Source organism: Candidatus Bathyarchaeota archaeon, from assembly GCA_026014805.1.
In the GTDB taxonomy this organism is placed as follows: Archaea; Thermoproteota; Bathyarchaeia; order Bathyarchaeales; family SOJC01; genus JAGLZW01.
Window position 1 is genome coordinate 81,428 of sequence record JAOZHR010000010.1, and the last position, 26,391, is coordinate 107,818.

Below are 26,391 nucleotides of genomic sequence, written 5' to 3' on the forward strand. Positions count from 1 at the left end.
ACTCAGATCAGGCAAGAATGTCCATGCTTCGTGTCTTCCTGGTTTCACGGCAAAGCGCGCACGAGCATATAGAAGGAAAGCTTAATTCTAAAATGGTATTGAGTAATGATAAAAATGAACATAAAACAGAAATTAACTGCGATCGCGACAGCTCTCAGAGGGATAAGATCAAGAATTTACTATCGTTTTTCTTGCTTTCGAGGGTATTGTCCAACTTCAGATGAGATAGAAAACAGTAAGATAAAGAGTTTGGCAAGTAGGCTTGAGGCGGGCTCGTATAGAGAGACCTTGACAAACATATTAGAATGGCAAGAAAGAAACATAGTATTCTGGACTGAAAGACATCCGATTGTGAGCGTATTGTTTTATGCAGGTCTTATATCTCTCTTTACCTTCAGTATCGGCCTAGTTGTTCTCCTTTTTATAATAATCCGAAATATCGAGCTGTTATGGTTGTTACCGTGGTTTATTGTAATATGGTTTGTAATGTTAGTGAGCAGCATTGCGACGACACTCGCAATAATGATATGGATTATCTATGGTAATAGAAAAATCCCAGTAATGGAAGGACTCATAAATGCACTCAGACCAAATATTCCAATTAATGCACTTCTTGAAAAAAAGCTAGGTGTTTGTAGAGATTATGCAAAGCTGACAGCTTGCTTGCTGTCAAACATCTACCCTAATGGAGAAATCTATTTCGCTCATGCCCCCAATCATACAGCGACTGGAATAATCGTTGAAAACAGATTATACATGCTAGATCAACGTTTACCTATATTGACAATAGACAGATGGAATGACTACAGAAAGCCCAAAAAATCAGATAGGATAGAAAAACTCGACCCTATCAAAAAGACTCTGCAGAAAGCTGACAAGAGGACTTTTCTGCAGACAAAGGATAAATCTGAGCTAAATACCGAAAAGTTAGCCAATAAAATGACTGAACTCCTGAACATAAAAGAACAACCAGATGACAAAGCGATTTCACTTCAGAAACCAATACCATGGAAGAATGGCGCTATTCTCTATGAAGAAAATGAAATGGTTGATTATTCTCTTACAAGATATCTCGAAACGAAAATTTCGAGTGAACTAATAAGAATAAATCAAATAACAAGAATTGAGATAAGTCGTCACAAAAATGACCTAACGTTTCTAGTTCGCTTTAGCCAGAATAAATAATGGTAGAATGCGCTTACACCTGCAAACTCTAGCTTTTTGCGGTTTTTACCTTTATACTGATATATTGAATATTTTAATAGACCTTTCCCCTCGCGCGCCTAAAGACGAGATATCTCCCGAAGTCACGTGTCAAGCACGGCAGTCTTGTGATTGATATAGCCAATGCGCGCGCGCATATGTGCTTCTCATCTTATTCGGCAAAGTCTTTTATAATTCGCGCTGGCTCTCTTTTTTTGGAAGATATAATGAGTTTAATCAAATCATTATGGGCATTCGCAGGTGCCTTTGCTGTCTTTCTGTTGTTGTGGCTTCTCAGACTGCTTAATGCATGCATGTATCCTTCACATTGGTTGAAAGCACTTATTTTGCATCGAGTTGACATACAAGAAATTTGAAAGCTCTCTGAACCTTGGGCTGAAAGAACATATTGAAGGCACTTATACGTTTGAATTATTGGACTGCAAAAAGAATTAAAGGGTACGTGCTTATTGGAGCGCGCGCGCTAACGGTTTCCCAAAACACCAAGCATATCACATTGTGAGTCAACGACGAACTAGGTGGAAAAACATTTGGTAAGGAATCTACTGCTTGAAAGCAAAGCGAAGTAGACGCCGGTCAGACTTCTGATATACTACCCTTCCTCTTACTTGTCTGACGTGATATCTTCATGTACAGATAACGAGTCTTCACTGAATGCTAGAAGGAATCTTTGATCCCGATTGACATGTGGTATGGTAGGATTTGGCTAGCACCGTCATGTAAAGTCTTGTAAGCTGCATAATTCAGCGATCTTATTATAGCTCGTAAAGTCATTAGTTCACGTTTTGAGTAGTACCAATCAAAGAGCAGCTTTGTGGAATTTTCATGGCATACATCGTCCCAATGAGCATTAGGATCAAGTGTGGTGACTCGCTTGTTAAGGAACATCTTGAGCCCTTTAATTGATGCAATTCTGGGAATCTTCACAGTTCTTGCACATTCAGAAATAGATGCATATTCGGGATCCTTCCGATATTTTGAAAGAGCAGTCAAAACCACTGATGCCCTTACTTTCGTTAACCAAGGGAAATTGTTCTTAGCGAATTGAGCAACATCTGAAACGTTCATGTGATCGACACCATCTACTAGCATTGCCACATTAGAAAAACCTGCTTTAGTGATTATACACTCAATCAAATCATTTATACAAGCTACTCTGTCATCTAGAAAATACTCTTTCTCAATGATTGTGTTTGCAACTCTTTTGATTTCTCCGCTAACGCTTGCCTCAATGCGAAGAATTTGAGGAATTATACTAAATGCATGCATCTTCAACATTTATATAAACACAGAAAATAATGTCATTGAAGAGAAATGTCTGAGCAGTATCGTTTTATGCGATATTATTTGCCTGGATCCCTTTTCTTTACCTATCTACTAATCCTTATTATCCTGAATCTATCTCCCAATACCATTAAATCTTTACAGGACAATTGGGGTCAAATCGGTGGGATCATTTTAGGATTATTAGGAGCGAGTCCCATTGCTGGATATATAATCTATTCCGTATACAACGAATATGATTATGAGCGTTTATCAAAAAAAAATCGACCTGCTCTAGAATATATAGAAAATCTAGATTTTATAGAAGATAAAACCAGGTGCAAGCACTATCAAGATCAACTTAGATGTTTCCTTCAGAAAAAAGAATTCTTGGATCTAATTTATCATACAACTTTGATAAAAAGCAAAGAAGACAATCTTAAGATTGGCCCAGAAATACTTCAAACTTTAAAGAATCATTTGTCGAATTTCGCTACCAGACGAGTTTCAGGCTTGTGGGTTCCATTTTTCTCATTTCTTTTTTTGTTTCCTACTGCAATATTGTTAGGAATATTTGATGTCAGCTTCACAATAAGACTACCATATACTATCGGTATGTTTCTAGTCATCTTGATAATATCATTTGTTCTACTTCATGGTCATAAAAGGGTTCTTTATGAGGCATATACCTTGGAGGTTTACATGATAAGAGCCAAACATGAAGAGGTTGAAGAACTTTTAAAAAGGCTGTTCGAAATTTCAACTGAAACCTAATAAACGTTGACTTACACTTTTCGTTATAGTGTCTCCTAATGAATTCTGGCTGGGCATCTGACTTCAGTTATAGTTACTTTAGAAAGATTCTACAAACTGTAAAGTCCAATTTTGAATTACATCTATTATCGCAAGCACCTCAAATAGTGGGAAAACTCGGTAGGTCTAAGCTGATTCTCCGTCACGATGTCGACGTTTCACTGAAAAGGGCACTTAGAATGGCGAGAATTGAGAAGGATTTCGGAATACGTGCTACCTATATGGTAATGACAGAATCGTCGTTGTATAACATAGAAGATGATACATCACGTGATATACTTCAAAAAATCATGGACATGAAACATGAAATAGGATTACATATTGACCCGAGTCTACATAAAGAAACGGGTTCAATAGAATCAAGATTAGATTCTGCTTGTAAAAAATTGGAGAACGCAATCGGTCAGGTATCGTCATTTTCATTTCATAAACCCCCCAACAATGACCTAGAAAGATGTAAGCATGACCTATTGATTAGCAATAGAGTGAATGCTTACGCAGAAGCATTAACTGGGCGTTCATGGGAAAGGTATCTCGCTGATTCATCAGGGTGTTGGAAACATGGGGAACCTTTGGCTTGGCTTAAGGAACCTAATATGCCTCTTCGTCAATTGCTTATTCATCCAATATGGTGGGGCGAGGAATACATGTCAAGAGAAAAACGCTTGCGTGCTTTTGTCTTGGAGGAAACCAGAATAAACTCGCGTATGTTAGATTACGCCAAAGCACTTCGCGAAAGTATCATAGAGACAATAAATGTCGAATTTGACCTATAAGCAAGTTTCTTATTGCATGCATCATCGCCGCTGGAAACTACGGGGAAAGCTGGTAGTTATAAGCAATATCTTTGCCTTTTAGAAAAAACAACGTGGCATGCACACAACTAAAAGAACCAATCAATAACAAGCTTAGTTTGAGGACTGTATTCTTCTCGTGGCTCATGCACATCGTTTCCATGTCATGAACGTCTATGGTTCTGTAAGGTTTAGCTATGTCTTATGCGTGTGCTCGTTTTCTACTTTATCCATGTATTGTAGAACGAGAGGGGTTTCAATGGATGTTTTGTTTACCTACTGAATAGTCCGTTATATAGTGGTGGTCTTGTAGTAAAAACACAAAAACTACTTTTTGGCAGTTTCTCCAAAGTCTTCATGCGCGTCAGAAGAACATTTATTCTATAATAGTGGAATAATGTAAGAGAGCTTTAGACTACTTCCTGTTAATTTTAGTCCAGCACAAATATAGCACTCTGCTTACACAAACACCAGCTTGTAGAGCTGATTTCTTAGGCTAATCTGCTCCCATAGTATTTTGCATTGCTCGTAAAGATGCAATAATTGCATTGTAAATGAGGCGAAGTACCTTATGTGCCTTGTTAGGGTCATCAACTCCAAGAACTTTTAACATTTCCATATCAAGTCTTTTTCTTTCTTTCGAAGGAGCAGTATACTGGTCAATAAGTGACGACCATTTGAAGTTTGAGAGTTCATCATATAGACTGATTAGCTGGGTTTTAGCAGAATCAGATAGCTTAGTCAGATCCAAGACTTGCATTTTTCGTAGCGGTTTCCCATGCAGCTTCACCCATGACCCTCTTGTCACCGTAATTCTTGCAAGCAATAAGTAGAAGAAGATTGCTGAGTTCAGCCAGAGCACAATGATTTTCTCATCAGCCCGTGCTAGTCCAGATATTCCCCACATGAAAGAGCACATGAAGATTGGCCGATTACTACGAACCGCAAGCAATTTGGAACCAGGTGCCGCAAGATCAATTCTCCCTGGCAAACATATTCGCGACGACCCAGATTCCACGACTTGGGGCCATTCTGCTCTAAATGCTTCTAAGGCAGTTCTGGCTTTTTCTTCACTCAAAATTGCGTAAAACAACTTTTTATCTCCAGTAAATGGCTTAATAATCACAAAGTCTCCATGTCCTGTCAATTCAAATCTGTTTACGTAGGCAAATCTTCTAAGAGCAGCGGTTACTACGTCCTTTGGTACCACGAATACGTCTCCTGTGCCCTTGTCGCGAAAATGAAAACTCTCCTTAGTCTTATCTTTGTAAATAAGACGGTCATGTTTCATGAGGGCTCTTTCTTCAGTTCTGCAAGCTACCAGAGCATCTCCGCCAAATCTAGTCAGTGAATGCCCTTTACCTGTCCTGCTTCTTCCATGCACTACCTCGGCAACCTTCAATTCAAGAAGTTGAGCTTCTTCAAGGTGAGCAAATGTAGTAGTAAGACCACTATGTTCTATGATTCTGTGAAGCTCGTCACCAGCCACCTTGTACCTTTTGTCTAGGTCGGCAACTAGACGCGTTAAGGTTTTGCCTTCAGGAAGCAATTCGCGTTGATTAAAAGATGTTGCAACGCATAAATTCGTTTCCAACCGTTCTCCTGTCGCTGCGCATTTTTGAGCCATATCAGCGATACTTTCGACATCAGCCACAGACCAAGACGTAGGTGAGGTCTTTGTCAGCAAAAGTACAGAATTGTGAGAATCTGTCGGAATTTTCTTCTTTGCAACAAATAACATTTCTGAGAACATTGTGTTCTCAGAGAAAGCAGAACGCCCTTGTCCGATTACTATATACTCGATAGAGTATTTTGAGACTAGAAACCTAGTCAGTTCACTGAAGTCGCCGCCAATAAGAGTTGTAAAGGGCATCACGACTGCCATTCTTCCATTAGAAGTTAGAAACTTGTCCGCAATGCATATGAAATAGAGATGATACCCAATATTCCCTTTCACAAGCGAAGCATAACGTGGATTTGCTCTGAACCTTCTCTTCAGGTCATCTTTATAGGTTTGTGACATTCTGCGTGAACTTGTAAACGGTGGGTTCATTATGACTACGTCAGCTTGATTTAGCTCAAAGCTTTCGTTTGATCCGTGACCTACAATAACGGCACCGGACCTTGCAAGCTCTGATCTTTTAATTTCATGACGCCCATTTCTGAAAGCATCAATTTTTCTTTGACGAAAGGCATCTCTGATCGTTTCGCCAAAAGGTTTAATTTTTGTACCAACGCGTGCTCGGGTGGAATCTATCGTCGCTATTTGCAAATGTTCTGTGTAACTCAATGGTTCTTGTAGTAATAATTGAACTGCAGCTAGATGAGCTGAGAAGGCCATTACATCGAGACCAGTGAGCTGCTCTTGCAGAAACGTTTTATGCAATTCAACTGCTTCTTTTTTGGAAGCTCGGGACAGCTTTTTCTTTCTATGATATGCCGAAACCAGAAGAGTTCCACTTCCACAGGCGGGGTCAAGAACACGCACTTCAGGGTCAAGAATTGAAAGTGCCGCAAGGAGATCTCCCGCTGCAGAATTTGTGTAAAATGCAGCGACAGTCTTACGGAATTCAAGAGGAATGATCTCATGGAAAACTTTGCCGATTAGGTCGTGTGTTGAGACTGAGTGGATCAGTTCTTGGATTAACCGAGTCACTCTTAGAGAACCATCTTTGCTCAGTTTTGGATCGAAAAGCGAGGCCACATCGACCTCAAAAATTGGGCGATAATTCTTTTCCAAAACTTTTGAAAAGTAATTGTTCTTGATGTTTAATGGGGAAGACATATCCTCAACATCAATCTCGGGATAGAATCCGGTCTCTCGACGAAGAATATAATAGAATAGTAGCTGGTTGACAAAAAGAAAGGCAGCTGCCCTACTAAGCACAATCTTTTGTTCTTCTTTCGGTATAGAATCGGAAAGAACTGAGTCAAAAAAGTTGACTCCTCCAAAAACTTTCTTGAGTTTGTTCTTGCTTGCTTTTCTAGCTGATACATGAAGAATGTCAACACCTTGACGGAGTAACCTTACAACAGATGCATCAGAAGGCTCGAGGGGTTGCTTTAGAAAATCGATTCTTTTCTGAATTACTTCATGAATTATCTCAATTACACCATCAAATTTAGCAGCTCGCCATACCTTCCTTTCATGTTCAGGATTAGCCAAGAGATGCACGATGAAGGATTCCTTTCTTGAAGAAGGATAAACAACAGCGAAGACTTCACCCAAATTTGTTGTTGCGCCTATTAATTGTTGATATTCCTGCGCAGAAGAGAATGCATCAAATTCTTTACTCTCACCAAGCTTTCCACTAATGATGTGTGTACCTCCATCCATCAACGCAACATCTGGTTTTCTCGGTCGGCCTCTCAGAATGGGAAAATGTAACTCAAAATCAGCTGAAGCATAACCTTTTTTCCTCAATTTCTCTGCAAGCCTTGCATTCCAGGTGTTCTCCCCGGCTTTGCCCTGCGAAATTAGCGGAAAGCTCATAACTAAAACTATGAACAATGACTTAATATAAATATAGATTGTGTACTGCAGAAGTATTAACATGAGCTAGCCTTGAAAAACAAATTGGAGAGAAATGTTTCAAGAAATTCTATTGATGCCAATTTTTTCCGAGTAGCTTTTGTTGATATTTGTGCCAATGCGTCTTAACATAGGGCCCTAGGCTTTCAATATTTGAACTCCAACGAAATCTCTTATAACAGTAGAGGAATAATGTAAAACAGCCACATCTACGAGGTTATTAGAACGCGTTTCCTAAAACATATAGAAGTGGATAATTATCTAAGCATCAAACATGCAGAACTACCCGAATTAAAAGATCTTAACATCATAATTGGTCCAAATAACTGCGGAAAAACAAGTATCCTGAGAGCTGTGAATTGGTTAAGTACTCTAACTTTGAGAGGTGGTACTCCCGGGTATACATGTAGAATCTGTAAGGTAGTAACGCAGAAAATCAAGAACCTCGATCCTTCTCTGAATGCTAATATCAATATCAGGGACAAATACTTGACAAAAGGGAAGGTAAAGCTGTGTTTTGGTTATGGGAAAGAGGGAGTCGAACATCTTTTACCTGAGCTATCAAAAAGGCGAAACTCTATTTCCACCTCTAGTGCTCTTGATGAAGGAACGAAAGTGCATCTGGCCAAAGAATTTGAGAAAGAGCAGGTTATATGGACTGAAGTGTCTAATAACTTATTAATACCTGAACATGTTTCACCGGTTATATGGAGTGATTTTAAAACAGCGATTCTTGATCACATGCTTTTTTGTCCAGATGAGAGACTTCAAAGCTATAAAGGTAAGCAGATCCATGAACATATTACTTCAAAGAATCTTGCAGCTACAGATGAGACCCAACTCATCGAATACCTGAAAGAATTCGTTGATCCCAACTTAGGGAACATTCGACACAATCTCGACTTGATAAGGACGCTAGATAAGACTGATTTTGATACTCCAATAACAGAACAGGGTTCGGGTGTGAAATCTCTGATATGTCTGATGACTGATATAATTTCAGAATCCGAGACCAGGATTATTCTAATAGATGAACCTGAGCTTGGTCTAAGTCCTCTAGGGAAGCAAGATCTCTTGAGATTTTTACTCAACCAATGCAAAGAAAAGCAGGTTTTCCTAGCAACACATGATCCAACATTTGTCAATCCTATTCTTTGGAATAAAGAAAATGTCTCAGTTTACCTGTACTCACTCATTGACCAAAATTTTGTAAAAGTTAATTTAACAAAAAGCAAACAAGATCCCAATTCCTTTGCAGGATTCCTTCCACATACAACAAGCTTAAAACAAGTCCATATTTATGTAGAGGGGACATACGACGTTTATACATTCCAGATTTTTCTGAGTAGATACCTAAAAAGATTCAGAAATTGGTATCAATTAATTAATAAAATAGGGATATTTCACTTAGCTGGAGATTTCTGGAGTCATCTACTGTATACTATCCCAAAAGGACCTTACATTTCAATAGTTATCTTGGATGGTGATAAAACAAATATCGCCACCAAAATAGTTAAAGAGTATTCTCAAATCGAAAAGAACCGATTTCAGCTTTTTGGAACCCTTGAGAAGCTTAGTAAGCTGAAGAGACCAAGACACTCAAATGCCTCGTCACCATGCCCAATTTATTGTTTACAAAGGTCTGAAATCGAAGATTACCTTAAGCCTAGACCTTCTAAAAAAAGCGGATGTCCGACAGTGACTTATCAGATGGAAGGTATTCCTAAAGAGATTGTATGGTTGTTTGATATAATTCTAAGATGGACAGGTAAGAAAATTGAGAAGCCCAGTGACTTCAATTTTAAATGAAAACAATTCGAACTTAACTTGTACTTAGAAACCTTTTTTCATAGTCTCTCCATTGTGTCTTTACATATGGGCCCAGACTTTTGATATCTGAAACCCCAACAAAATCCCTTAATTCAAACGGTGTGTTGAAAACATATTTTTCATAATAGCTTTCAACTTGACACCAGAACCAATACACCACTGGCGGTAACATGGTAGTTGAAATGTAGCTAATAAATGCAAATTGTACTCCTTGGGAAACAGCGCTAACTTTGCTGTTTTTCCATACGCTCTAGGCGCTTCAGCAACTCCACATACTTAGCATGCATGCATGGGGATCTACTGTTTAGGTCTTGGCAAAGATCGCGTGAAATCAACCCAATATTTGCTAGCCAACAAAGTCAGAAAAAACTGTGACGGATTACTCAGGAATATTTTATCCCACCAACTGAGCAAACTGTCAACATCTTTTTCAAGGTTTTGCTGTTTCACAACTGGCCAGACCAAAAGCTTGGACTGTAAGTTCTGCTCAAATTTGTTCAAGTTATTTTTCTCTAACCTGTAGAATTCTAATAAAACATGAACCATTTCTGGGGTCCATAAAAAGTATGCAAGAGTAGTCACTGTATCTAATGCTGGGCCTTCTACTTTTGCTTCATCAGGCAATTTATATTCTTCTCGAACAGCATCGCTAACATTTTTGAAGTCAAGTTTGAATGAAAAGACTTTTTCAACTAACTTTCTAGTTTCTGTTGACATCTTGTCTTGCGTATCTTCAATGACTGAAAATGCAGGTCCTTCTGCCCTAATGGCTGCTTTTTCTGGCGCAGTTTTTTGGCCTTTCGAAATGTTGCTGGGATTAACAGCAACCGACGCATCAAATATACCTCCGTACAAAAAAATTCTGCTAAAACATTCCACTAGACAACTAAGAACACGCCTGTTAAAAAGCTCTTTTCCCTTTTCAACTTCTACGTCGCTTATTTCAACAACACGAGATAGGGCGGAGAAGAGAATGTCAACTGGCTCGAGTATGTGACCCTTTTGAAGCTCGTAATAAACTGGTGGAGGGTATTCTTCAGTTTCGGCGTCTACGATTCTTTTTAAAGCGCCTTCTCTTTGTAAGTCTTTCAACCGTTTGGATAAAGTGCGTTTACTAAACCCAGTTTGCTCAACGAGTTCGGACCATCTTAACTTTCTATCCTTCGCTTGCATTAGCTTGAGTATGATTATTTCCTTCTTCCTTTTTTTGACACGTTGAGGAGAATAACTCATTGAAGTCACTGTAAACTTAAGGTGTATGAAAAACCATATAAGGTTTTCTTACAAATGTATTAGTAGCACTAGAAACCTAAGGAGGATAAGAAACCTAGATGGAAATCGAAATAAAGATCAACCAGAAACAGCGCTTGGCCTACATTCCAAAGTCAATATACAACATACTCGGGTCAAATGTAAAGGTGACACCAAACCGAGCCGCTGTTTTGATGTTTGCTGCAGATGTTTCAATTAATGACGTTTTGAAAAGTCTTGACATCATCAAAGCTGATCTTTTGCATGGCATAGAACTTGAGCAACAAAAAAGGAGAAGCAAAAACAATGAGTAAAAACAATGAGCGGAAACCCAAGACAAACTCAGAAGTCCTCGGGCGATTTCTATCGGGGATACAAAACCTGGCGCGCGAATCGTTAGATGAACTTGCTGAGTTGGAAGTCAACAAACCCATAGCGGCGCTAAAAGACAAAGATACACACACGTATGATGCGCTTTTTTGGGAGCCCAAAGAAGGACAACGCGGCAAATTTGAGCAGACATCAAAATCTGCTAACAACAACAGCACTCTTTGGCAAGATTTGAAAGCTTGGCTTGAAAAAAACAATGGGAAAGCACAGCTAGGCGAACATTTCATCTGGCAGTTTTCAACGGACCAAAATGTTGTCGGAAGGAAGAAAACAAAATAGAAAGCGCGGAGAGGAACAATGACTTCCGGATACAAAAAATTGTCGGATGCTTTAATGCGTTGCAAAGTTGACGCATGTATCTATTTTGACAAAGATGCTAGGCTTAATTGCAACCATGAAACCTACAGCAAACAAGATTTACGCCACACAGACCCAGCAGCTTGCTCTCACTACAAAACTGAAATTGAACTCATACAGCGAAATAATGATTCATGGGTTATGAGGTGCGTACGCAACGGAAAAGAAACTCAATATAACGGAAACCATCAAGCATGTTCAAAAGCTCTTGGCGTGCGACCGGTAGATGTCTATGGTAGAGCAATCACGATACCAAGTGAAAGAACTATAGAAAAAATAATGTTTGCTCCTGAAGACGGTAAGAAACCGAATCAAGCTGACAAATTAATAATGCTATGTTTGCAACAGGAACCGCAGTTTTTCCACGACCAACATCAATTAGCCTACGCAAGAATCAAACAAAATGGAGTCCTAGTCATAAGACCTCTTCGAAGTAAACAGTTTCGCACGTGGTTAGCTTCTCTGCTTTGGAAAAAAGAGGGGCGAGCGCCCAGTACGGAAGCAATTAGGATGGCTTTGATTGTTCTTGAATATGCATCATTGTATGAAGGCCAAAAATACCAGCTTTACAATCGTGTAGCACCTAGCGAAGACGGTGTTTGGATTGACATGTCAGACGACAAATGGCGTGCAATCAAAGTGACTGCTAACGGTTGGAACATTGTTGAGCAACCACCAATACTTTTCAAGCGATATAAGCACCAGATGCCCATGGTAGAGCCCAAAACTGAGGGAAATCCTTGGCAGTTATTTAACTATTTCAACATTCCTGAAGATGATGAGAACGATCGGTTATTGATGTTAGTTTATGTCGTAACGTGTTTGATTCCTAGGATTCCGCACGTCATTCTTATGCCTTATGGGATTCAAGGAAGCGGAAAATCGTGGATGTTCAAAACTATCCGAGCCTTAGTTGATCCTTCAACTGTTGAGGTTTTAACCCTTCCGAGAAATGAAAGAGAACGTGTGCAGCAACTGGATCATCATTGGTGTGCTTTCTATGACAATATCACAAGTTTGCCATCATGGATAAGTGACACTTTGTGCAGAGCTTCGACAGGTGGTGGCTTCACAAAAAGAGAACTATACTCCGATGATTCGGACATTATCTACAATTTTATGCGTTGTGTCGGAACTAACGGAATCAATATACCGGCACAGAGAGGGGATCTTTTAGACCGAGCATTGTTGATTCATCATAATGCTATAGAAAAAAACAAACGGAAGCCGGAAAAACAGTTACTCAAAGAGTTTAATCAATGTAAAGCAGAAATCTTAGGGGGCCTTTTGGACGTTCTATCTCGAGCCATGTGTATTTACGGGGGGATCAAACTTGATGTATATTTTAGGATGGCGGACTTCACAAAGTGGGGTTGCGCAGTTGCCGTAGCTCTAGGATACAAACAAGAGGATTTCATAAGGGCTTATGAAGAAAAGGTTAATTTACAAATCGTAGAGGCAGCTTTTCAAAGCCCGGTTGCAACGGTTTTGATAGACTGGCTCAAGTCAATGAAAATTGAAAACTGGGAGAACACACCTAGCAGACTTTTCTCAGCACTAATAAACCATGCAAAGGAAATAAGCATAAGTACACGGCAAAAAGCGTGGCCCAAAGCTCCAAGCACCCTTGTTAGGAGACTCAATGAACTAGCGCCTTCGCTTAAGGCACTTGGTTACGACGTAATAACAGGGGTTAAGTCAGGGTCTACTCGCAAAGTACTAATTAGTGCTGTCCCACTCGTCCCAGTTGTCCAAAAGAGTGACCTTACCAGTGTCGGAAAAGACAGCAGGGACGACACTCTGCATACTTCGCAAACCTTGAGCGCCATTCCCATACTTAAAAGATGGATTTCAACCAATAAAGACTCTGACAGTCTAGTTGACGCTGTTGACCTTGCAGAGCAATGTCGGAAGTTAAACTTGGATCCACAGAAAGCTGTTCTAAAGTTGAAAGAAGAAGCTGCAATTTTCCCAGTTCGGCAAGTCGACAAATTCGGGGTGATGATCTAATGCAAGTCCGGCTCGTTAATCCTGAAGATATCGAAGCGGTCTATTGGCACGACAGTTTCCTAGAGGAGACTACATGTTCCATCTGCAGCCACAAGGAATGGTCAAGTTGGAGGGCAGAAATCAAACAAGGCATTGAGATTCCAATTTGTAGAAACTGTGCCCAAAACTTCCATTCTCGTGAGTGTGCGGATTCATCACTACAAAAGAGAAGAGGTAGTTAGGATGGACAAAATAAACCTCTCACATAAAAACCGAGCAGATCAACACAGGGTTTCGCACCTGACCACGCTGGCAAACCGATTTCTTCGAACTCTAGAGGATATGAAATCTTGGAACAAATTAGATAGTCTTAAAGGGGAAAATGAGCTAAGACGTCACCTCTCCAATATCATCGAATACACCTTCTACTTCCACAGAAAGCAGATAACAATTCAGGAAATTGAGAGCATCGTACGACTTCTGGAAAAAGGAGTAAATTAGCCATGGAAGCCTACAGTTCATCGAAGCCAAACTTCAAATGTCTTACGCTTACTCTCATGCAAATTAAGGGTTGTATTAAGCCTAGGGGGGACCCTCCTCCCCGTCCCTCTGTCTCTGTCTGGGAAGGTGAACCCTGATAATGACCTTGTTCCAGCAAAGCAGAAGCCAAATTTTCAAGGATGCTAGGTGCCTACAACCATTGTCAGATCCGCCGGGTGGTAAGCCTCTCGACCGCGAAGCTGACTTGAAAACCATGGCTTCCCTCCTATCTGCCTTGTTCAAAACGGGAGTGGGCAACAACTTATTCATCTGTGGACCTCCTGGCACTGGCAAAACCATATGCGTGCAATACCTGCTCAGCGAGATACATAGACACGCCGAAAAGTACAAGGTTCCCCTAGCCACGGTTTACGTAAATGCGGGCAAAACTAGAACCCCATACTACACCATGCTTGAAATAGTGAAGGAACTGGGCCTAAACGTGCCCGACAGCGGTTGGCAAATGTTCAGGCTGAAAAAGGCGTTTGAAAACATTCTAAAAGAAAAGACCGTGATCATCGCCGTAGATGAAGTGGATGCCCTTCTCTTAAAGGAGCGAGAACCTCTAGTCTACTATTTGAATCGTCAACCCAAAACAACTCTGATCCTAATCAGCAACAAACTCAAAGACGCCATATCCCTTCCAAAACGAGCCCTAAGTACGCTTCAACCCAAACTAGTAAAGCTCGAGCCTTACACGCCTGAAGAAGCAAAAACCATCCTAAAACAACGTGCCAAAAAAGCCTTCCACCCCAACACCCTCTCAGACAAACTCCTCACCACAGTCGCCCAAGCTGCAGCAGAAGCACAAGACATCAGACTAGGCTTCACCATCCTCCTCACAGCCGGACTCCTTGCAGAGGAAAATGGCAAATCCAAGGTCGAAGCTGAAGACATCAACTTGGCAATCAAAAGCGAAAGCACGATAGAATTACTTCAAGAACTAGAGGCCCTAAAGAAAAAAGTTGAAGCAATGCAGCAAAGGGGCAAGCAAACCCCCACACAGGCAAAAGACGATTTTGGATGGTGCTAACTGACAAAATGTCCAGGCGCACTCTGCAAAAACAGGAGAGAACGAAAAGGCCAGAGCTGGAAGCCATCAACCCCATCCTCAACAAAGAATTGAAGGAGGAGCTCAGCCGCTTACAGCGATGTGCAAATATGGGCTATGAAGTAACAGTGGAATGGCTGCCTGGAACAGCCAAATATCACAATGGAAAAAAATTAGCTGAACTGGTAGTCGGCGACACCATACTCGTCTTCAAAGAAGACCAGGAAGAAGCGTTGGAGCTGGTCCGCCACGGCTTCGCAGAGTGGATACTGAATCAGCATACAAAACCTTACAGGCAACTAATAAACAAACTGATCACAATGTTCGAAGAGCAACAATACGAAAGGAAAGAAAAAATAGTGGAAGCGTTGACGAATCTGCTCAGTTAGCATACCCATTTCAGCCTTTTAAGCGATAATACGAAGTAGAAAGTGACCAGGCACGGAATTTACACGATGCGCGTGAGAAAACACATATCTTTGTGCACTCCAGAATTATATCGAATATAATAAAATAGACGGTGAACTGTTTGCAACGAGCCCTAGTAGGGACAACATATATGATGGAGTATATCCTGGCTATATCGCAGGTGGCTTTGAGCATAAGGGATGGTGCTCTCACTTTTCCGCACATACATAACATAATCCTGCGAACATCAATATCTATTCAAAGGAAGAAGACGATCGATGCTGGCAAGGCATGGAGAAATTATGATAAACAAGCGCGTTCTCCCACTTTTTTGAGGGTTGCTGCAAATAAAACGATACGGGCTATGATTAACTGGGGCCTTCTCAAAAAGGTGGGGGAAAAAGTGTATGATGCGACAAATGACCTGCTTGAGATTGGGAACTATGTATCGGAGAAACGGGAAATCGAATATAAACGACATATCCTAGATAGTATGGTTCGAAACGAACCTGAACTGGCATTTACACCGTCTCGTTACCTCATTCCTATCCGCGATTTCATTTTGCCTGCCAGTTTTTCCACGAATCTTGAGAATCTTCCTTCTAAGGAAGCATTTCCAAGGGCTGCTTCCCATGTAAAGAAGGTTTTGAAAGTCAACATGGTGGACTTTGACATGATGTCGGTGTGGGGGCAGTTCTTCAACTTCACGAATGTGTTTAACCCCAAGATTATCAACATAGACAACGTAAAACAGTTCTACCTGACATGTTGGGTAGCCTCAGTGGCTGAGCTAAATCAAACCTATAAGATGATTGCAGAGAATGGAAAAGTTGCATTATCAGATCTTCAACTCGACTCAACTAGAAGAAGATTAGAACACAGTATAACCCTACTTAAACAACTGAATTTAATTGACTTTCAACAGAGAATGGCCAAGGTGAAAACTCCGATCCTCCAAGCCCCAACTCTTGGAATTGTGGTGAAGAAACTAGCAAAGACTGGCGCCACTATCATCTCTGAGGATGACAAAGGTAGGGGAATTGAAATCCGAGAAAACCTCAACCCTGCTAAAGTCTTTGTCATTCTTCCTAGGAAGGTTTCTGACAAAGAGTTCAACATCACCTTGGCGAGGCACAATCGATTTTTAAAGGAAAGGTTGGGGAGCCCATATGTCTGGATATCTCAACTTCGAGCATTGTGTTGTAGAGAACTCGGAATACAAGATCAAATCTTTGACGAATCACTTACTGTATCCTACCATAAACGACCTGAAAAATTTGAGTTTTCAATGATAGGAGGCAATGTGACTAGGGGAAGAATTAGACCTTTCGGAAAACCTTTTAGGCTCTATGACCAAATCTTCAGGATTATAAGATTGGAGGACCAGCTACTTGACTGATCCACTCTTCGAATTGAAGCCTAAAAATATCTATGAAATTTACGGTTTATCAGGCAATCCTTTTCCGGCTACTCCAGCAGCTAGTCCTGCTGGATTCGACTTCTTCTCGGAAATCCGGCAAGAAGAACTGAAAGAGATAAAGGACAAGTTTCTAGCACCCTCTTTCTCAGGAGAACCTGTAAATCTATGGGTCGTAGGACCAAGAGGAGTTGGAAAGAGTGTGATACTCTTACATGTGAAGAGTGTACTAAACGAGCGATATGGAGATGATCACCTAGCTATATTCGTCTTTTCCCCACGTGCAGGACTTGCCGGAATTTACAAAGACCTCCTTTCCAACCTCGAGAAGGAGCAAATTCTGGCTAGATTGTCAGCAAGGCTCTGTCGAAATGCCACTGATAGGAACCCTGCTCTGATTAGTAGGCAAGGTGACAAGACTGAATTGACCGAGGATATAGGCTACTATCGCCAGCTTTTGCAGGAAGATCGTCTTGATATAGACGCGTTAACAAGAGAAGTGAAGTCACACGTCTTCGAGAGATTTCCATACGTTGACTTGAAGATCGTAAATCCTGTGATGGAGTATATTGTGAATCCTCTTAACTCTATTGAAACTTTACGTAGAAAGAGGTCAGCGGACATACTTGATTCTTTGATCGGGCTATTTCATCTGCTCCATCTCGCCGGATATACAATGATTTATCTTCTAATAGACCAGCTTGAGCTAGCATGGGGAAAATGGACAAAAAGGCAAAAGGACAGGTTTGCTATTGATGTAAGGGAACTTGTAGTTCGAGCCAAACCCTTACTTTCAGTTGAGATTACCATGAATGAAGAAATAGAACAAGATATTAAGGTTAACTATCCTGCCCTGTTGAGACCTTTACCTATGAATCCTCAAACCATGGTTCGAGTTAGGCTCTTCGATTTTCCGGAGATTATGAAACTTGTCGAATGGTACCTCAACAAGAAAAGAGTCGATCCTGACTTGTCAGGTTTAGCGCCCTTCGATGAACTGGCACTTAGAGAGATTTATGAAAGAACTGCTCGAAATACATCCAATATAATCAATCGATGCCATGGGATTCTGAGGAACTGCGCCCAGAATAAAATAAAAGAGATTTCGAAAGAGGTTTTGGAAGAACATATGTTGTTAGGTGAACCAATAGAAGGGGCCTAAGGTACAGCCCCTGTGGTTGTGCTACACCCATCCAAATAATGTTTTTATCAATTCCCTATAATCAAGAGAGATATGGCTAGCTTGTCTTTCAAGAACCTGGAGCTTCGTTTCTTCTCGACTCTCTGTAGGCATTTGTGATGGATATTCAACGCTGACTACATCGATGAACTTGTCAATTACATATCTAGCCAATTTCAGGGCCTCCTCGACTTGATTTTTCTCAACGGCCGCCATGTTGTGAACAACTTTGTTTCTCAAAGTATTGAGCTCCTTGAGGGATAGAAAAGAGTCTGTAGCGCTAGTCTCTATCATTGGTGATAACTTGGCAAACAATTCATCCTCAAGAAACTTCAAAAGTCCAAGCATGTCAATGAATCCAGGCTTATGGGTGAAAGTAGGTTTGATTGTCGCCACGATTTCACCTTTGTTCATTTGCAAGGATTTTTGATCTATCGAGAATTTTCTAACTGACATAAGATATTCTTTAGCCTTTTCAGGGTGTTCTTTAAGAAGATGTTTGCTCAATTTGCTAGGTTTCTCTATGTCGTATCCTTTCATCAAGAGCCTTGATCGCAATGAGTATTCGATAGAGTTTGCTATTGTCAATAGACCCACCAAAAAGTCGCCTTTTTCATATCTACGGATACCATTACAGAGAGCATCTATTGTTCCGAACAAGTATCTGAGTACAGGCTTCTCACTGCATAGTTTCTTAATAAATGCTATCTGGATTGTGAGTTGTTCTTGATATTCCGATCCCATTTTTCCGAAATCGTCAGCATTTTCTCCAAGTTGGGCAATCGTCTGCTGAAGTTTTGTCGAGGCGTCTGGAAACACCCTATCATCCCAACTTGCATAAGCATCAGCAAGGCTTTCAAGAAACTTGAAGTATATTTTGATCTTTGAGGTTTTGAAGTCTTTGCGAACCATCGATATTTCTTCTAAAACTTCAGCGTATTGATGTAAATTGAACGCTCTTGTGATGGAGTGAAGAGAATCTATAAGGCGTGCTTCATGGAAATCTAGGAGGAAGACACTCTTTTCATGCAAAACTGTTAATCTCGTTCGAGCTTGATGTGCACATACAGCGCACTGCACAAGTACCTCAAGATTCTCTGTCCTCACAGATATTGTTTCTAAGTCTGCAAAGTTGTCTCTTTCTATGAAGTTTATGAGCCGATGCATTTTGCTGAAAAAATCAAGTTTCTTTTCCGTATCATGAATTGTTCCATATTCACAGTTTCTGGTTTGAGGAAAGTAGCTTCTCGCCAAATTAGTGGCGTTTTCAAACCCTTTTTTCGTGTATATTAGGAATCCCACTGCTTTTGGTTTTATTTTATGTAGAAGTTCATCGAAACCTTCAACTCTATCACCCACAGCAACGACAACACCCTTTTCCTTCTTTTTAGAGGATTCCAACAAGGTTGAAGGCTCCGTACAGCAGTATATGCTCATACATGCATGCGCAATACTTCCTGCTTATGTGTGAATAAATAAAGATTATCATATATTAAGCTCTGTTGCCGTGATTTGGGTGGCATATCATTGTTACTGAACCGTCCTTCTTGTTTCGAAATACAAGCGTTGCAGAACCTCGGAAACAGACCCAATCGGTTTTGGCAGGTTGTTCACCAGATCTTTGCAAAAACCCCTTCCTTTTTCGTTTTTTACTTTGTTGTTTATTAGCTCTAGAGCTAGAGCCAGAACTTCATCGTCTTCTTTTTGCATTGTCACAGTCACCTCGGGTTTGAACTTGATGTAGTGATCCAAATTGATACCATGCCAATTATGCATTCCGAAATATGGACGAGATGAGTTGGGGTCGGAGGCCAGGATCTTGGCGTTGATTGGTAACACTAAAATCAATTTCCGCTTCAAATTTGGAATCATCTTAGTCAATGTTTCCTCCCATCTAAATCTTTGCGGCCCTGTAAATCGAACCCAGGCATGCTCTAAATCGTCAAGGAACAATACGACTTTATCTCGCTTTGAGGCCGACAGAAGGTTTAAAACGAGGTCTTGAAACGCTTTTACAGCGTAATAAGCACTTACCTTGAAGGCTTGAATCATCTCCCATTCTGTTCGGAATAGGCCGGCGTATTTAGCCTTTCTGAGAAAGTAAGATGGCGCCCAAAATGGGTAGTCGGATGTGACTAGACGAGTTAACTCTCTCAAAATAGATTTTTCAACCCTCTTAACAACTTCTTGATATAAACTTCTTATACCTCCATAAAATGGAAACCGACAGTATATAGGAAGGAAATGTTTTTCTGAACAAAACCTGCGAACAAAATTCTGAAACAGCGTTGACTTGCCGCACCCACAATCCCCAAAAACATAGATCGCCATTCGTGATGACCTTGACCGGCAGTTTTTCACTATTAACTTCCGAAGTACTCTGAATTCCCTTTTCACATATTTCTCCGAGAAGAAGTCCTCCTCGCTGTCCGAACACACAGGAACCGAGGGGAAAGGATTAGCTTTCAAACCTAATTTCTCATAATTCACTCGTTTTATCTTTAGTTGTAGCCTGTAGCTTCTACTTGCCATTGTCCATACGCCTGCATGCTTGTTTTCAAGGGCAAAGTCTTGGATAGGCTGCGCGCGCCCCATCAAACTCCAATGCTCACGCAACGCGCGCGCATTGTCCAACTTGTCCGGGCTATTTGTAATTTTTGGGAAAGATTATGCTTCCCCAAAACTCATTGATATGATTGTGCAGCATTATTTTGGTTTCTCTTTTATGAAGACACTCATCAAGTTTTGAAGGTAAGTTCTTATAGGCGAATTTATCCTTTAGGGCGAGTACACTTAGGAGCGATTTTCTTACTAATGACTCCAATTGTTGTGTCTTTTCACGCAACTTTTCGTAGTCTATCTGCCCCGAATGCAATACTGAACTTCTTAAATCATATAATTTTTTGACGTCTTTGTAGATCTGATAGCTGTTTTCTTCCTCTCCAACTAGAGAAGCAACTCTATTGGCAAGTTTATAGCGTATTTCACCGGACCTACTTCTTAGGAAGAGGATTTCTAGAGTTGTTATGAAGTCGATGAATGTTTCTTCTAGGTTGTCACTTTGTATGGCTTTGTTGAATCTGTACCACGCGGTCGCCAAAGGGCGCTTTATGGTTCCAACTTCAAGAAATCTATCAAAGAATCTTTGAACATATACGACTTCATCTTTTAGCAAAGTGTATGTGCCAGACACTTGCGGTTCTGGTTTCAGAAACCAGAGTTGAGGTATTTTCTCCCTAGGAAGATCCGGGGGCGAGAGTTCAGACTCTATATGACCTTCTTCAATACCAACGGGACCCGTTTTGAAGAATCTTAAACCGTAGATTAGTGCCATTGCTTTCTGCTTTATATCATCAAAAGAGCCACCTTCAATACTGACACACCAAAATGTCCGTTCTCCACCACCTATTTCCACTCCGCCAATTTCAAAAGGCTCATCGACTACGGTAATTTTCTTTATCATAATTTGGTTTGAAAGGGGTATTTCTTTGACTTGAGATTCGAAGTTCAGTAAATAATACCCAACCCTTATCTCTTCTTTGGTCATAAACCAAAAAGTAATGAATCCCGCTTTTAAACTTTGACGATGCGCATATTTTTTAATAAGAGTTTAGTAAAAAGAAACTCAAGAGAGTGATTTGCTTGACCATTTGGTAGAGCTAAATAAGAGTCCTAGGAAGGACGAGCATATTTACTCTGGAAATCAGATAGTTCTCCATACAGGTAGCGGGGATGTACTAACCGCTAATGTTTTTGGGATTATGAAGAACCTTAACCATGGTGTTTGGTTTAGGAATTTCCTCTGCAAGACACTATACATGCTCAAATCCCCGACAGGGAGTCTAGAGATTTGAAGTTCTATTTCTGGAAACGCTATCCATCTCCTAGAGCGTACAAGAAGAAAGAAGGACCAGTGAAGTTGATGTTACCCTAGAACTTGATAGTGTAGTGTTTTTTGTTGAGGTTAAATACAGGTCAGGATTAGCTACAGGCACGACTTATGACGAAGAAAGAGATCAGATAGTCAGCAATCTTGATGTAGGGCTAAGCTGTTCCAAAAACTTGAAGAAACTCTCAAAGTTCTTCAGCTTTATACAAATCCTAATGATGTAATTTCTATTCTCTAAGTACCTTTCCAACCAAGATGTGCACTCTACAAGAGAGTTTAAGCCGCGCATATATGCATGCATTCTCTCTAAAAATGAAGTGTAACACACTTCGCCCCAAAGATTTCATAAGAGTGTTCTGATCCTAAGGATGTGTGGGGAAAAAATAAAGATCACTTGCTTCTGTAATTACCGACTCCTAGGGAAGACATGTACAGATTTCCGTTCGGGACGAAAATCAGTTCCTGAATAATAGAATGAACACTATTCCCTGTAGAAGTATCAGAAAGGGTACCATGAATTCGATAGAGTGTAATTTCCCATTTACAAAGTTATGAATGTTTGTTGTAAACCATCCTAGGAATGCTGCCACCTCCATAGATCCAATTAGAAAGCCTAATCTTGTTTTAAACGGAGACTCCATTGATTTTTTCTCTAGTTCCTCGAAATTTTCAGTTTTTATTACCAGCGATGGTGGAGGTGCAAAACGAATGATGAAGCGTCTTAAGTTTTCTCTTTCTCTCAATTTCTTTGTATCTTGTTCAATCAGAGGATCTATCACATGCAATCCCGCTTCTATTCTTTTTATCCTTTCGTTGTCACCATGTACTTCGCATTGTGTGCAATCATGTAGACCGTCGGGACTCTCATTTAAGGGGGCGCCGCAATTTGGGCATTTAAACTTTTTCAAAAGTTTTCAACCCTCAAGTCGTTTAATCTTCTCAAGGTTTGGTTAACTATACCCGACTCTTGCAATGAAATATCTGGGTGAACAGCTTCCAAATTTCCGTGGTATGATCTGTATACAGGTACCTTTTGATCTAGGAGGACCTCCACACCTACTAAATTGTCATAATTCTCCTTGTATACGTGAGCAACAATGGGCGAGTTCGAAAGAATCTTAGCACAGTCATAGCAAGGACTAAGATTGCAGAAGGAAACTATTGGAAAACGATTGAAGTTCTCGTCAGTGAGATCCTTAAAGGCTCTTTCTTCAGCATGAACGCAAAAAATTCGATGTTGGGATGTGTCGTTTAAATGGTGAAGTGTTTTCGGAACACCATTGGTTGCTATTGACAAAATCTTGGGTGATCGTTGGTTCATTTCGATAAACGCTGTGGAAACCTTTCGGTCGGGACAGGTGGATGCAAGGCTTCTCTTTTCAACTAATTTCATTATCATGTTGTGATACATATTAAGAGGAAACAATGATCGAAGGCACTCGATCCTTTTCTCAGATAACGCCTCTAACAAGTAAATTCTCCTTAGGAAGAAGGCATCAGAAAGTTAGATAAAAATGTTCTCTTGATTATAAAGACATCCGTCTATATGACTAAATAACTGTTGTACATTACTAGATAAATCTGGAAAGATAAGGTTTTTATTCAGGATGACCTCATAAGGTCTATCGTGTAAAGATGATGAAAAGAAGTATTTGGAAATCTGGTAGCAGTTACGTAGTTCCCCTGCCACCAAAGTGGTTAAGAAGAATAATAGACAGAAGGATGGACATTAGAAGGATAGAAGACATAGAAGTGTATTTGCATGAAATCGATAAATCAACCGTACGAATTTCAGTGAAAGAAGAACAGGAGTTAGAGATTCCTTCTTTTCCTTGTGTTGACGATGACCCTGTAAAGATCGAAACTTGGGTTTATGGGGCATATATGATGGGCTACGACGAAGTAAAACTGCTAGTTCCGCTTGAATTCGAGAAAACCCGTGAAATTATAGATAGAGTTCCATCTCTACTTTACGGAACCCATTGTTATATTTCAGATGAAGACGCTAGTAGATTTTCATTGAGGTTCAATGATGAAATAATAAAGGAGAAAAACATTATGACCGTATTGGAGAAGTGTAGCAATAAGATTTCACAGATGTATGAAAAGAATTACTCTTCCATTGAATCTTTTCCAAATGAAACTACTATAAAAGAAGCTACGATGCTCATAAATACCTATGAACCAGAGCTGGATAAGACTTCTTTCCGTATGAAACGTCTATTGAATAAATCCCTCTTTGATCCAATGTTATTCAGAGAATTAGGTCTGGTGGTTAGAAAGCATATTATACTATACTCTACCATTGTGGACAATGTGGAAAGAATAGGGGATCTTCATCAAGAGATTTCTGTAGTCTTGAATCAACTTAAAGATTTGGAAGTTGAAACACATTCAGGTCTTAGTCTTAAACCCTTGCTCAAATATCTAAGAGTGTCCCATGAAAGTGTTGATTTGGCTTTTAAAATTCTCCAAATGGAAAAGATTACCGAAACATTAGAACCACGCCACAGCATGGTAGACGAGGAAACAAACATAGGTTACATTCCGGGAAGGTATGAAAAGGAAGATGCACGCAAACTTGCAAAGTACATTGATAAATGCCCTTCGGAATGTATCAGATTTCTCACGCTATTAACGAGTAAGATATGGGGAATTCGGGGAAATGCCTACAACGCAATTGAAGCAAAATTGAATATGCTCTATTAATTCTAGCATGTTCAAGCCATTCGCATGTCTAGGCGAATTATCAGCGTATTGAAAAGCGAAACAAACGCGCGCGCGCATTGTTCATGATAATTTCTTGCATGTTTTACAATCTGGAACATTTTCATCTGGCTCGCTTCTCTTCGGAGTCTTCTTGACGACATAGTTTTTTACGATTGTATTCAATGGAGTTGACTCGAGCATTTTAAGAGTTTTTGTGATTATCGAACGGTTGGCAGACCTAATTAAACGGGACTTAATTGTTATCATCGACAAGTAGGGACTCAAGCAGTAGAAAAGCTGAATTATAAGCTTTCCGCAGATGTTTGATCTGAAGACCTTGTCTCTCCAAAGGCGCATGATCGGTAATTTAGACTCTAGAATAGTTCCTATTAGACTTGTATAAATTACACAATCATAATTTGGTACATCAAACCGTATGAATGGATCCCCAAAAAATAACACGAAAGCCCATCCTATGGGGTCTCCAAACGAATTCATATACTCTGCCCATGATCTGAAGGCTTCACCGAAAGTGCCACCTTCGCGTAAATTATCATAGAATACTGTGACGTTGTTCATAGCACCAGAAATGCTTGGAGCCAGAACTAGCAGTCCACCTGTTTCCGCAAAAAGGATGTTCCAAGCCAATAAATCTGACATGAGTTTGATTACTTTTTCTGATGATGGATCATATGGATCTGATAACTCTTCCCAGATAAGACTTCCTGTACCACACGCCGTTAGTTCAAAGAAGTTCACATCTGGATCCTCAGTCAGATAATCACATGCGTTCCAGCGTGTACCATCTTCGAGAGAGTGCCCTAGGGGGGTTGAGTGGCTTCGAAACGCCAAATAATCAAAGGAACCACTGAGAATATTACGATACTCACCCTTGTTTACATCCTCATGGACAACAATATTCTCTCTGGGGTAGAGGTGAGCAAGCCAATCAACGATAATTTGAACGTCTCCTCCCCAGTTATTCACAAGTGCTACGTTGAAGTTATTTCGCGCTACTTGAGGAAATATAACTTCTCTTTTTCCATCTATGACCAACGAATGCTGTGAACCTAAGATCCGAAATAAGTGTAGCTTCTCCAAGTATCGGTTGTAGAATTCCAAGATTGTAGGTTTCGCTGGTATGAATATGTGTCCAGTATCTTCTCCTATTATGAGTCTTCCTACAAAGATTGTAGGAGGTAAAAGATTTTGGTAAGAGACCAAGGTGTTCTCGCTCACAGACCAGTCTCCTTCCAGTTCCATAAAGAAGTAGTCAGTTGCGTACCAATTTATTTGGGTCCCTGTTTGTGGATCCATTTGAATTCGTGGAACCGGCAACTCCCCTATCAGGAAAACACCCTCAAGATTGGGAACTGACCGAAGAAATCCTCTAATGTCACTTGGATTTAAATTGACTCCTTTGGGATGCGTGAATACGAATACCTCGTCAGCTCCTTCACGTTTCCAATCGTCTATCAAGATATCGATATTTTCCTGAAGACCATCGAATAATTCATCTTCCACAACAATGGCTCTATTCAAAAAGCTCTCCCCTTAAATACTTTTGAAATTAATTTCAGGCTATTGAATTTAAGTATATGTATTGGAGGGCTTTCTCAGGCACGGGTGGAAAGTTATAACAGCTTGACCCAACGGGAGGGCGCGCGCACAAGCCTTCTAGAACAAAAACTGTTTCACCAATCAATTGATAAGTGAAGTTTGGAAGAAGATGAGCAAAAAAGGGTTGCTTTGAC

Annotated in this window: 24 protein-coding genes; 15 read left to right on the forward strand and 9 right to left on the reverse strand. The window is 40.3% G+C overall.

The window, feature by feature from the left end; translation table 11 throughout:
- Positions 1-114 precede the first annotated feature (114 nt).
- A complete protein-coding gene (locus tag NWE91_02725) occupies positions 115-1,185 on the forward strand; it encodes a hypothetical protein (GenBank protein MCW3985308.1) in 1,071 nt (356 codons plus the stop codon).
- A 245-nt stretch (positions 1,186-1,430) separates the two neighbouring features.
- Positions 1,431-1,580 (forward strand): hypothetical protein, encoded by a 150-nt coding sequence (locus tag NWE91_02730; protein MCW3985309.1) that lies wholly within the window; start codon positions 1,431-1,433, stop codon positions 1,578-1,580.
- A gap of 301 nt (positions 1,581-1,881) precedes the next feature.
- On the opposite strand, the gene NWE91_02735 is transcribed toward NWE91_02730, so the two are convergent.
- The gene (locus tag NWE91_02735; protein MCW3985310.1) at positions 1,882-2,502 is read right to left on the reverse strand and encodes a hypothetical protein; all 621 of its coding nucleotides are present in this window, start codon (positions 2,500-2,502) and stop codon (positions 1,882-1,884) included.
- Positions 2,503-2,538: 36 nt separating this feature from the next.
- Between NWE91_02735 and NWE91_02740 the strand changes: the two genes are divergently transcribed.
- Both NWE91_02740 and NWE91_02745 read left to right on the forward strand, forming a co-directional pair.
- Complete coding sequence (locus NWE91_02740; GenBank protein ID MCW3985311.1) at positions 2,539-3,261, forward strand: hypothetical protein; 723 nt, start codon at positions 2,539-2,541, stop codon at positions 3,259-3,261.
- A gap of 38 nt (positions 3,262-3,299) precedes the next feature.
- The gene (locus NWE91_02745) at positions 3,300-4,076 is read left to right on the forward strand and encodes a hypothetical protein (GenBank protein MCW3985312.1); all 777 of its coding nucleotides are present in this window, start codon (positions 3,300-3,302) and stop codon (positions 4,074-4,076) included.
- Between the two features lie 514 nt (positions 4,077-4,590).
- Here NWE91_02745 and NWE91_02750 read toward each other — a convergent pair.
- Positions 4,591-7,587 (reverse strand): N-6 DNA methylase, encoded by a 2,997-nt coding sequence (locus NWE91_02750; GenBank protein MCW3985313.1) that lies wholly within the window; start codon positions 7,585-7,587, stop codon positions 4,591-4,593.
- Positions 7,588-7,869: 282 nt separating this feature from the next.
- On the opposite strand from NWE91_02750, the gene NWE91_02755 reads away from it, so the two are divergent.
- Positions 7,870-9,435 carry an ATP-binding protein gene (locus NWE91_02755; GenBank protein ID MCW3985314.1) on the forward strand — a complete coding sequence of 522 codons (1,566 nt, stop codon included), beginning with the start codon at positions 7,870-7,872 and terminating at the stop codon, positions 9,433-9,435.
- 318 nt (positions 9,436-9,753) lie between these two features.
- On the opposite strand, the gene NWE91_02760 is transcribed toward NWE91_02755, so the two are convergent.
- Positions 9,754-10,689: a winged helix-turn-helix transcriptional regulator gene (locus tag NWE91_02760; protein ID MCW3985315.1), complete on the reverse strand. Its 936-nt coding sequence runs from the start codon at positions 10,687-10,689 to the stop codon at positions 9,754-9,756.
- Between the two features lie 98 nt (positions 10,690-10,787).
- On the opposite strand from NWE91_02760, the gene NWE91_02765 reads away from it, so the two are divergent.
- From NWE91_02765 to NWE91_02805, 9 genes are all read left to right on the forward strand, one after another.
- Positions 10,788-11,021: a hypothetical protein gene (locus NWE91_02765; protein MCW3985316.1), complete on the forward strand. Its 234-nt coding sequence runs from the start codon at positions 10,788-10,790 to the stop codon at positions 11,019-11,021.
- Entirely contained in the window at positions 11,014-11,376 is a 363-nt protein-coding gene (locus NWE91_02770) for a hypothetical protein (protein ID MCW3985317.1), read from the forward strand. Before NWE91_02765 ends, NWE91_02770 begins: the two co-directional genes overlap by 8 nt.
- 18 nt (positions 11,377-11,394) lie before the next feature.
- Positions 11,395-13,464, forward strand: a complete 2,070-nt coding sequence (locus NWE91_02775) for a hypothetical protein (GenBank protein MCW3985318.1) — start codon at positions 11,395-11,397, stop codon at positions 13,462-13,464.
- Entirely contained in the window at positions 13,464-13,685 is a 222-nt protein-coding gene (locus NWE91_02780) for a hypothetical protein (protein ID MCW3985319.1), read from the forward strand. The genes NWE91_02775 and NWE91_02780 overlap by 1 nt, the downstream gene beginning before the upstream one ends.
- 1 nt (position 13,686) lies before the next feature.
- Positions 13,687-13,944 (forward strand): hypothetical protein, encoded by a 258-nt coding sequence (locus NWE91_02785; protein ID MCW3985320.1) that lies wholly within the window; start codon positions 13,687-13,689, stop codon positions 13,942-13,944.
- Positions 13,945-14,083: 139 nt separating this feature from the next.
- Positions 14,084-15,016 carry an AAA family ATPase gene (locus NWE91_02790; GenBank protein ID MCW3985321.1) on the forward strand — a complete coding sequence of 311 codons (933 nt, stop codon included), beginning with the start codon at positions 14,084-14,086 and terminating at the stop codon, positions 15,014-15,016.
- Positions 15,017-15,024: 8 nt separating this feature from the next.
- Positions 15,025-15,423 carry a hypothetical protein gene (locus NWE91_02795; GenBank protein ID MCW3985322.1) on the forward strand — a complete coding sequence of 133 codons (399 nt, stop codon included), beginning with the start codon at positions 15,025-15,027 and terminating at the stop codon, positions 15,421-15,423.
- A 140-nt stretch (positions 15,424-15,563) separates the two neighbouring features.
- Complete coding sequence (locus NWE91_02800; protein ID MCW3985323.1) at positions 15,564-16,841, forward strand: hypothetical protein; 1,278 nt, start codon at positions 15,564-15,566, stop codon at positions 16,839-16,841.
- Positions 16,834-18,021, forward strand: coding sequence for an ATP-binding protein (locus NWE91_02805; protein MCW3985324.1), 1,188 nt, complete (start codon positions 16,834-16,836; stop codon positions 18,019-18,021). The genes NWE91_02800 and NWE91_02805 overlap by 8 nt, the downstream gene beginning before the upstream one ends.
- Before the next feature lie 21 nt (positions 18,022-18,042).
- Here NWE91_02805 and NWE91_02810 read toward each other — a convergent pair whose 3' ends face one another.
- The 5 genes from NWE91_02810 to NWE91_02830 form a co-directional block, all read right to left on the reverse strand.
- Positions 18,043-19,443: a hypothetical protein gene (locus NWE91_02810; GenBank protein MCW3985325.1), complete on the reverse strand. Its 1,401-nt coding sequence runs from the start codon at positions 19,441-19,443 to the stop codon at positions 18,043-18,045.
- A gap of 126 nt (positions 19,444-19,569) precedes the next feature.
- Complete coding sequence (locus NWE91_02815) at positions 19,570-20,637, reverse strand: hypothetical protein (GenBank protein ID MCW3985326.1); 1,068 nt, start codon at positions 20,635-20,637, stop codon at positions 19,570-19,572.
- Positions 20,638-20,683: 46 nt separating this feature from the next.
- On the reverse strand, positions 20,684-21,586 hold the full coding sequence (locus tag NWE91_02820; protein MCW3985327.1) for a HEPN domain-containing protein: 903 nt from the start codon (positions 21,584-21,586) through the stop codon (positions 20,684-20,686).
- Between the two features lie 797 nt (positions 21,587-22,383).
- Positions 22,384-22,836: a hypothetical protein gene (locus NWE91_02825; GenBank protein MCW3985328.1), complete on the reverse strand. Its 453-nt coding sequence runs from the start codon at positions 22,834-22,836 to the stop codon at positions 22,384-22,386.
- Positions 22,833-23,327 carry a hypothetical protein gene (locus NWE91_02830; GenBank protein ID MCW3985329.1) on the reverse strand — a complete coding sequence of 165 codons (495 nt, stop codon included), beginning with the start codon at positions 23,325-23,327 and terminating at the stop codon, positions 22,833-22,835. The genes NWE91_02825 and NWE91_02830 overlap by 4 nt, the downstream gene beginning before the upstream one ends.
- Before the next feature lie 236 nt (positions 23,328-23,563).
- Between NWE91_02830 and NWE91_02835 the strand changes: the two genes are divergently transcribed.
- Positions 23,564-24,637, forward strand: a complete 1,074-nt coding sequence (locus tag NWE91_02835; protein ID MCW3985330.1) for a hypothetical protein — start codon at positions 23,564-23,566, stop codon at positions 24,635-24,637.
- Positions 24,638-24,718: 81 nt separating this feature from the next.
- Here NWE91_02835 and NWE91_02840 read toward each other — a convergent pair whose 3' ends face one another.
- Positions 24,719-26,179, reverse strand: coding sequence for a cullin (locus NWE91_02840; GenBank protein MCW3985331.1), 1,461 nt, complete (start codon positions 26,177-26,179; stop codon positions 24,719-24,721).
- Positions 26,180-26,391: the final 212 nt, after the last annotated feature.

What these genes read in the sequence shown, in the direction of transcription:
- NWE91_02725 (MCW3985308.1), top strand. Translation starts at nt 115, where the DNA reads ATGAACATAAAACAGAAATTAACTGCGATCGCGACAGCTCTCAGAGGG.
- NWE91_02730 (MCW3985309.1), top strand. Translation starts at nt 1,431, where the DNA reads ATGAGTTTAATCAAATCATTATGGGCATTCGCAGGTGCCTTTGCTGTC.
- NWE91_02735 (MCW3985310.1), bottom strand. Translation starts at nt 2,502, where the DNA reads ATGTTGAAGATGCATGCATTTAGTATAATTCCTCAAATTCTTCGCATT.
- NWE91_02740 (MCW3985311.1), top strand. Translation starts at nt 2,539, where the DNA reads ATGTCTGAGCAGTATCGTTTTATGCGATATTATTTGCCTGGATCCCTT.
- NWE91_02745 (MCW3985312.1), top strand. Translation starts at nt 3,300, where the DNA reads ATGAATTCTGGCTGGGCATCTGACTTCAGTTATAGTTACTTTAGAAAG.
- NWE91_02750 (MCW3985313.1), bottom strand. Translation starts at nt 7,587, where the DNA reads ATGAGCTTTCCGCTAATTTCGCAGGGCAAAGCCGGGGAGAACACCTGG.
- NWE91_02760 (MCW3985315.1), bottom strand. Translation starts at nt 10,689, where the DNA reads ATGAGTTATTCTCCTCAACGTGTCAAAAAAAGGAAGAAGGAAATAATC.
- NWE91_02765 (MCW3985316.1), top strand. Translation starts at nt 10,788, where the DNA reads ATGGAAATCGAAATAAAGATCAACCAGAAACAGCGCTTGGCCTACATT.
- NWE91_02770 (MCW3985317.1), top strand. Translation starts at nt 11,014, where the DNA reads ATGAGTAAAAACAATGAGCGGAAACCCAAGACAAACTCAGAAGTCCTC.
- NWE91_02775 (MCW3985318.1), top strand. Translation starts at nt 11,395, where the DNA reads ATGACTTCCGGATACAAAAAATTGTCGGATGCTTTAATGCGTTGCAAA.
- NWE91_02780 (MCW3985319.1), top strand. Translation starts at nt 13,464, where the DNA reads ATGCAAGTCCGGCTCGTTAATCCTGAAGATATCGAAGCGGTCTATTGG.
- NWE91_02785 (MCW3985320.1), top strand. Translation starts at nt 13,687, where the DNA reads ATGGACAAAATAAACCTCTCACATAAAAACCGAGCAGATCAACACAGG.
- NWE91_02790 (MCW3985321.1), top strand. Translation starts at nt 14,084, where the DNA reads ATGACCTTGTTCCAGCAAAGCAGAAGCCAAATTTTCAAGGATGCTAGG.
- NWE91_02795 (MCW3985322.1), top strand. Translation starts at nt 15,025, where the DNA reads ATGTCCAGGCGCACTCTGCAAAAACAGGAGAGAACGAAAAGGCCAGAG.
- NWE91_02820 (MCW3985327.1), bottom strand. Translation starts at nt 21,586, where the DNA reads ATGACCAAAGAAGAGATAAGGGTTGGGTATTATTTACTGAACTTCGAA.
- NWE91_02830 (MCW3985329.1), bottom strand. Translation starts at nt 23,327, where the DNA reads ATGATAATGAAATTAGTTGAAAAGAGAAGCCTTGCATCCACCTGTCCC.
- NWE91_02835 (MCW3985330.1), top strand. Translation starts at nt 23,564, where the DNA reads ATGATGAAAAGAAGTATTTGGAAATCTGGTAGCAGTTACGTAGTTCCC.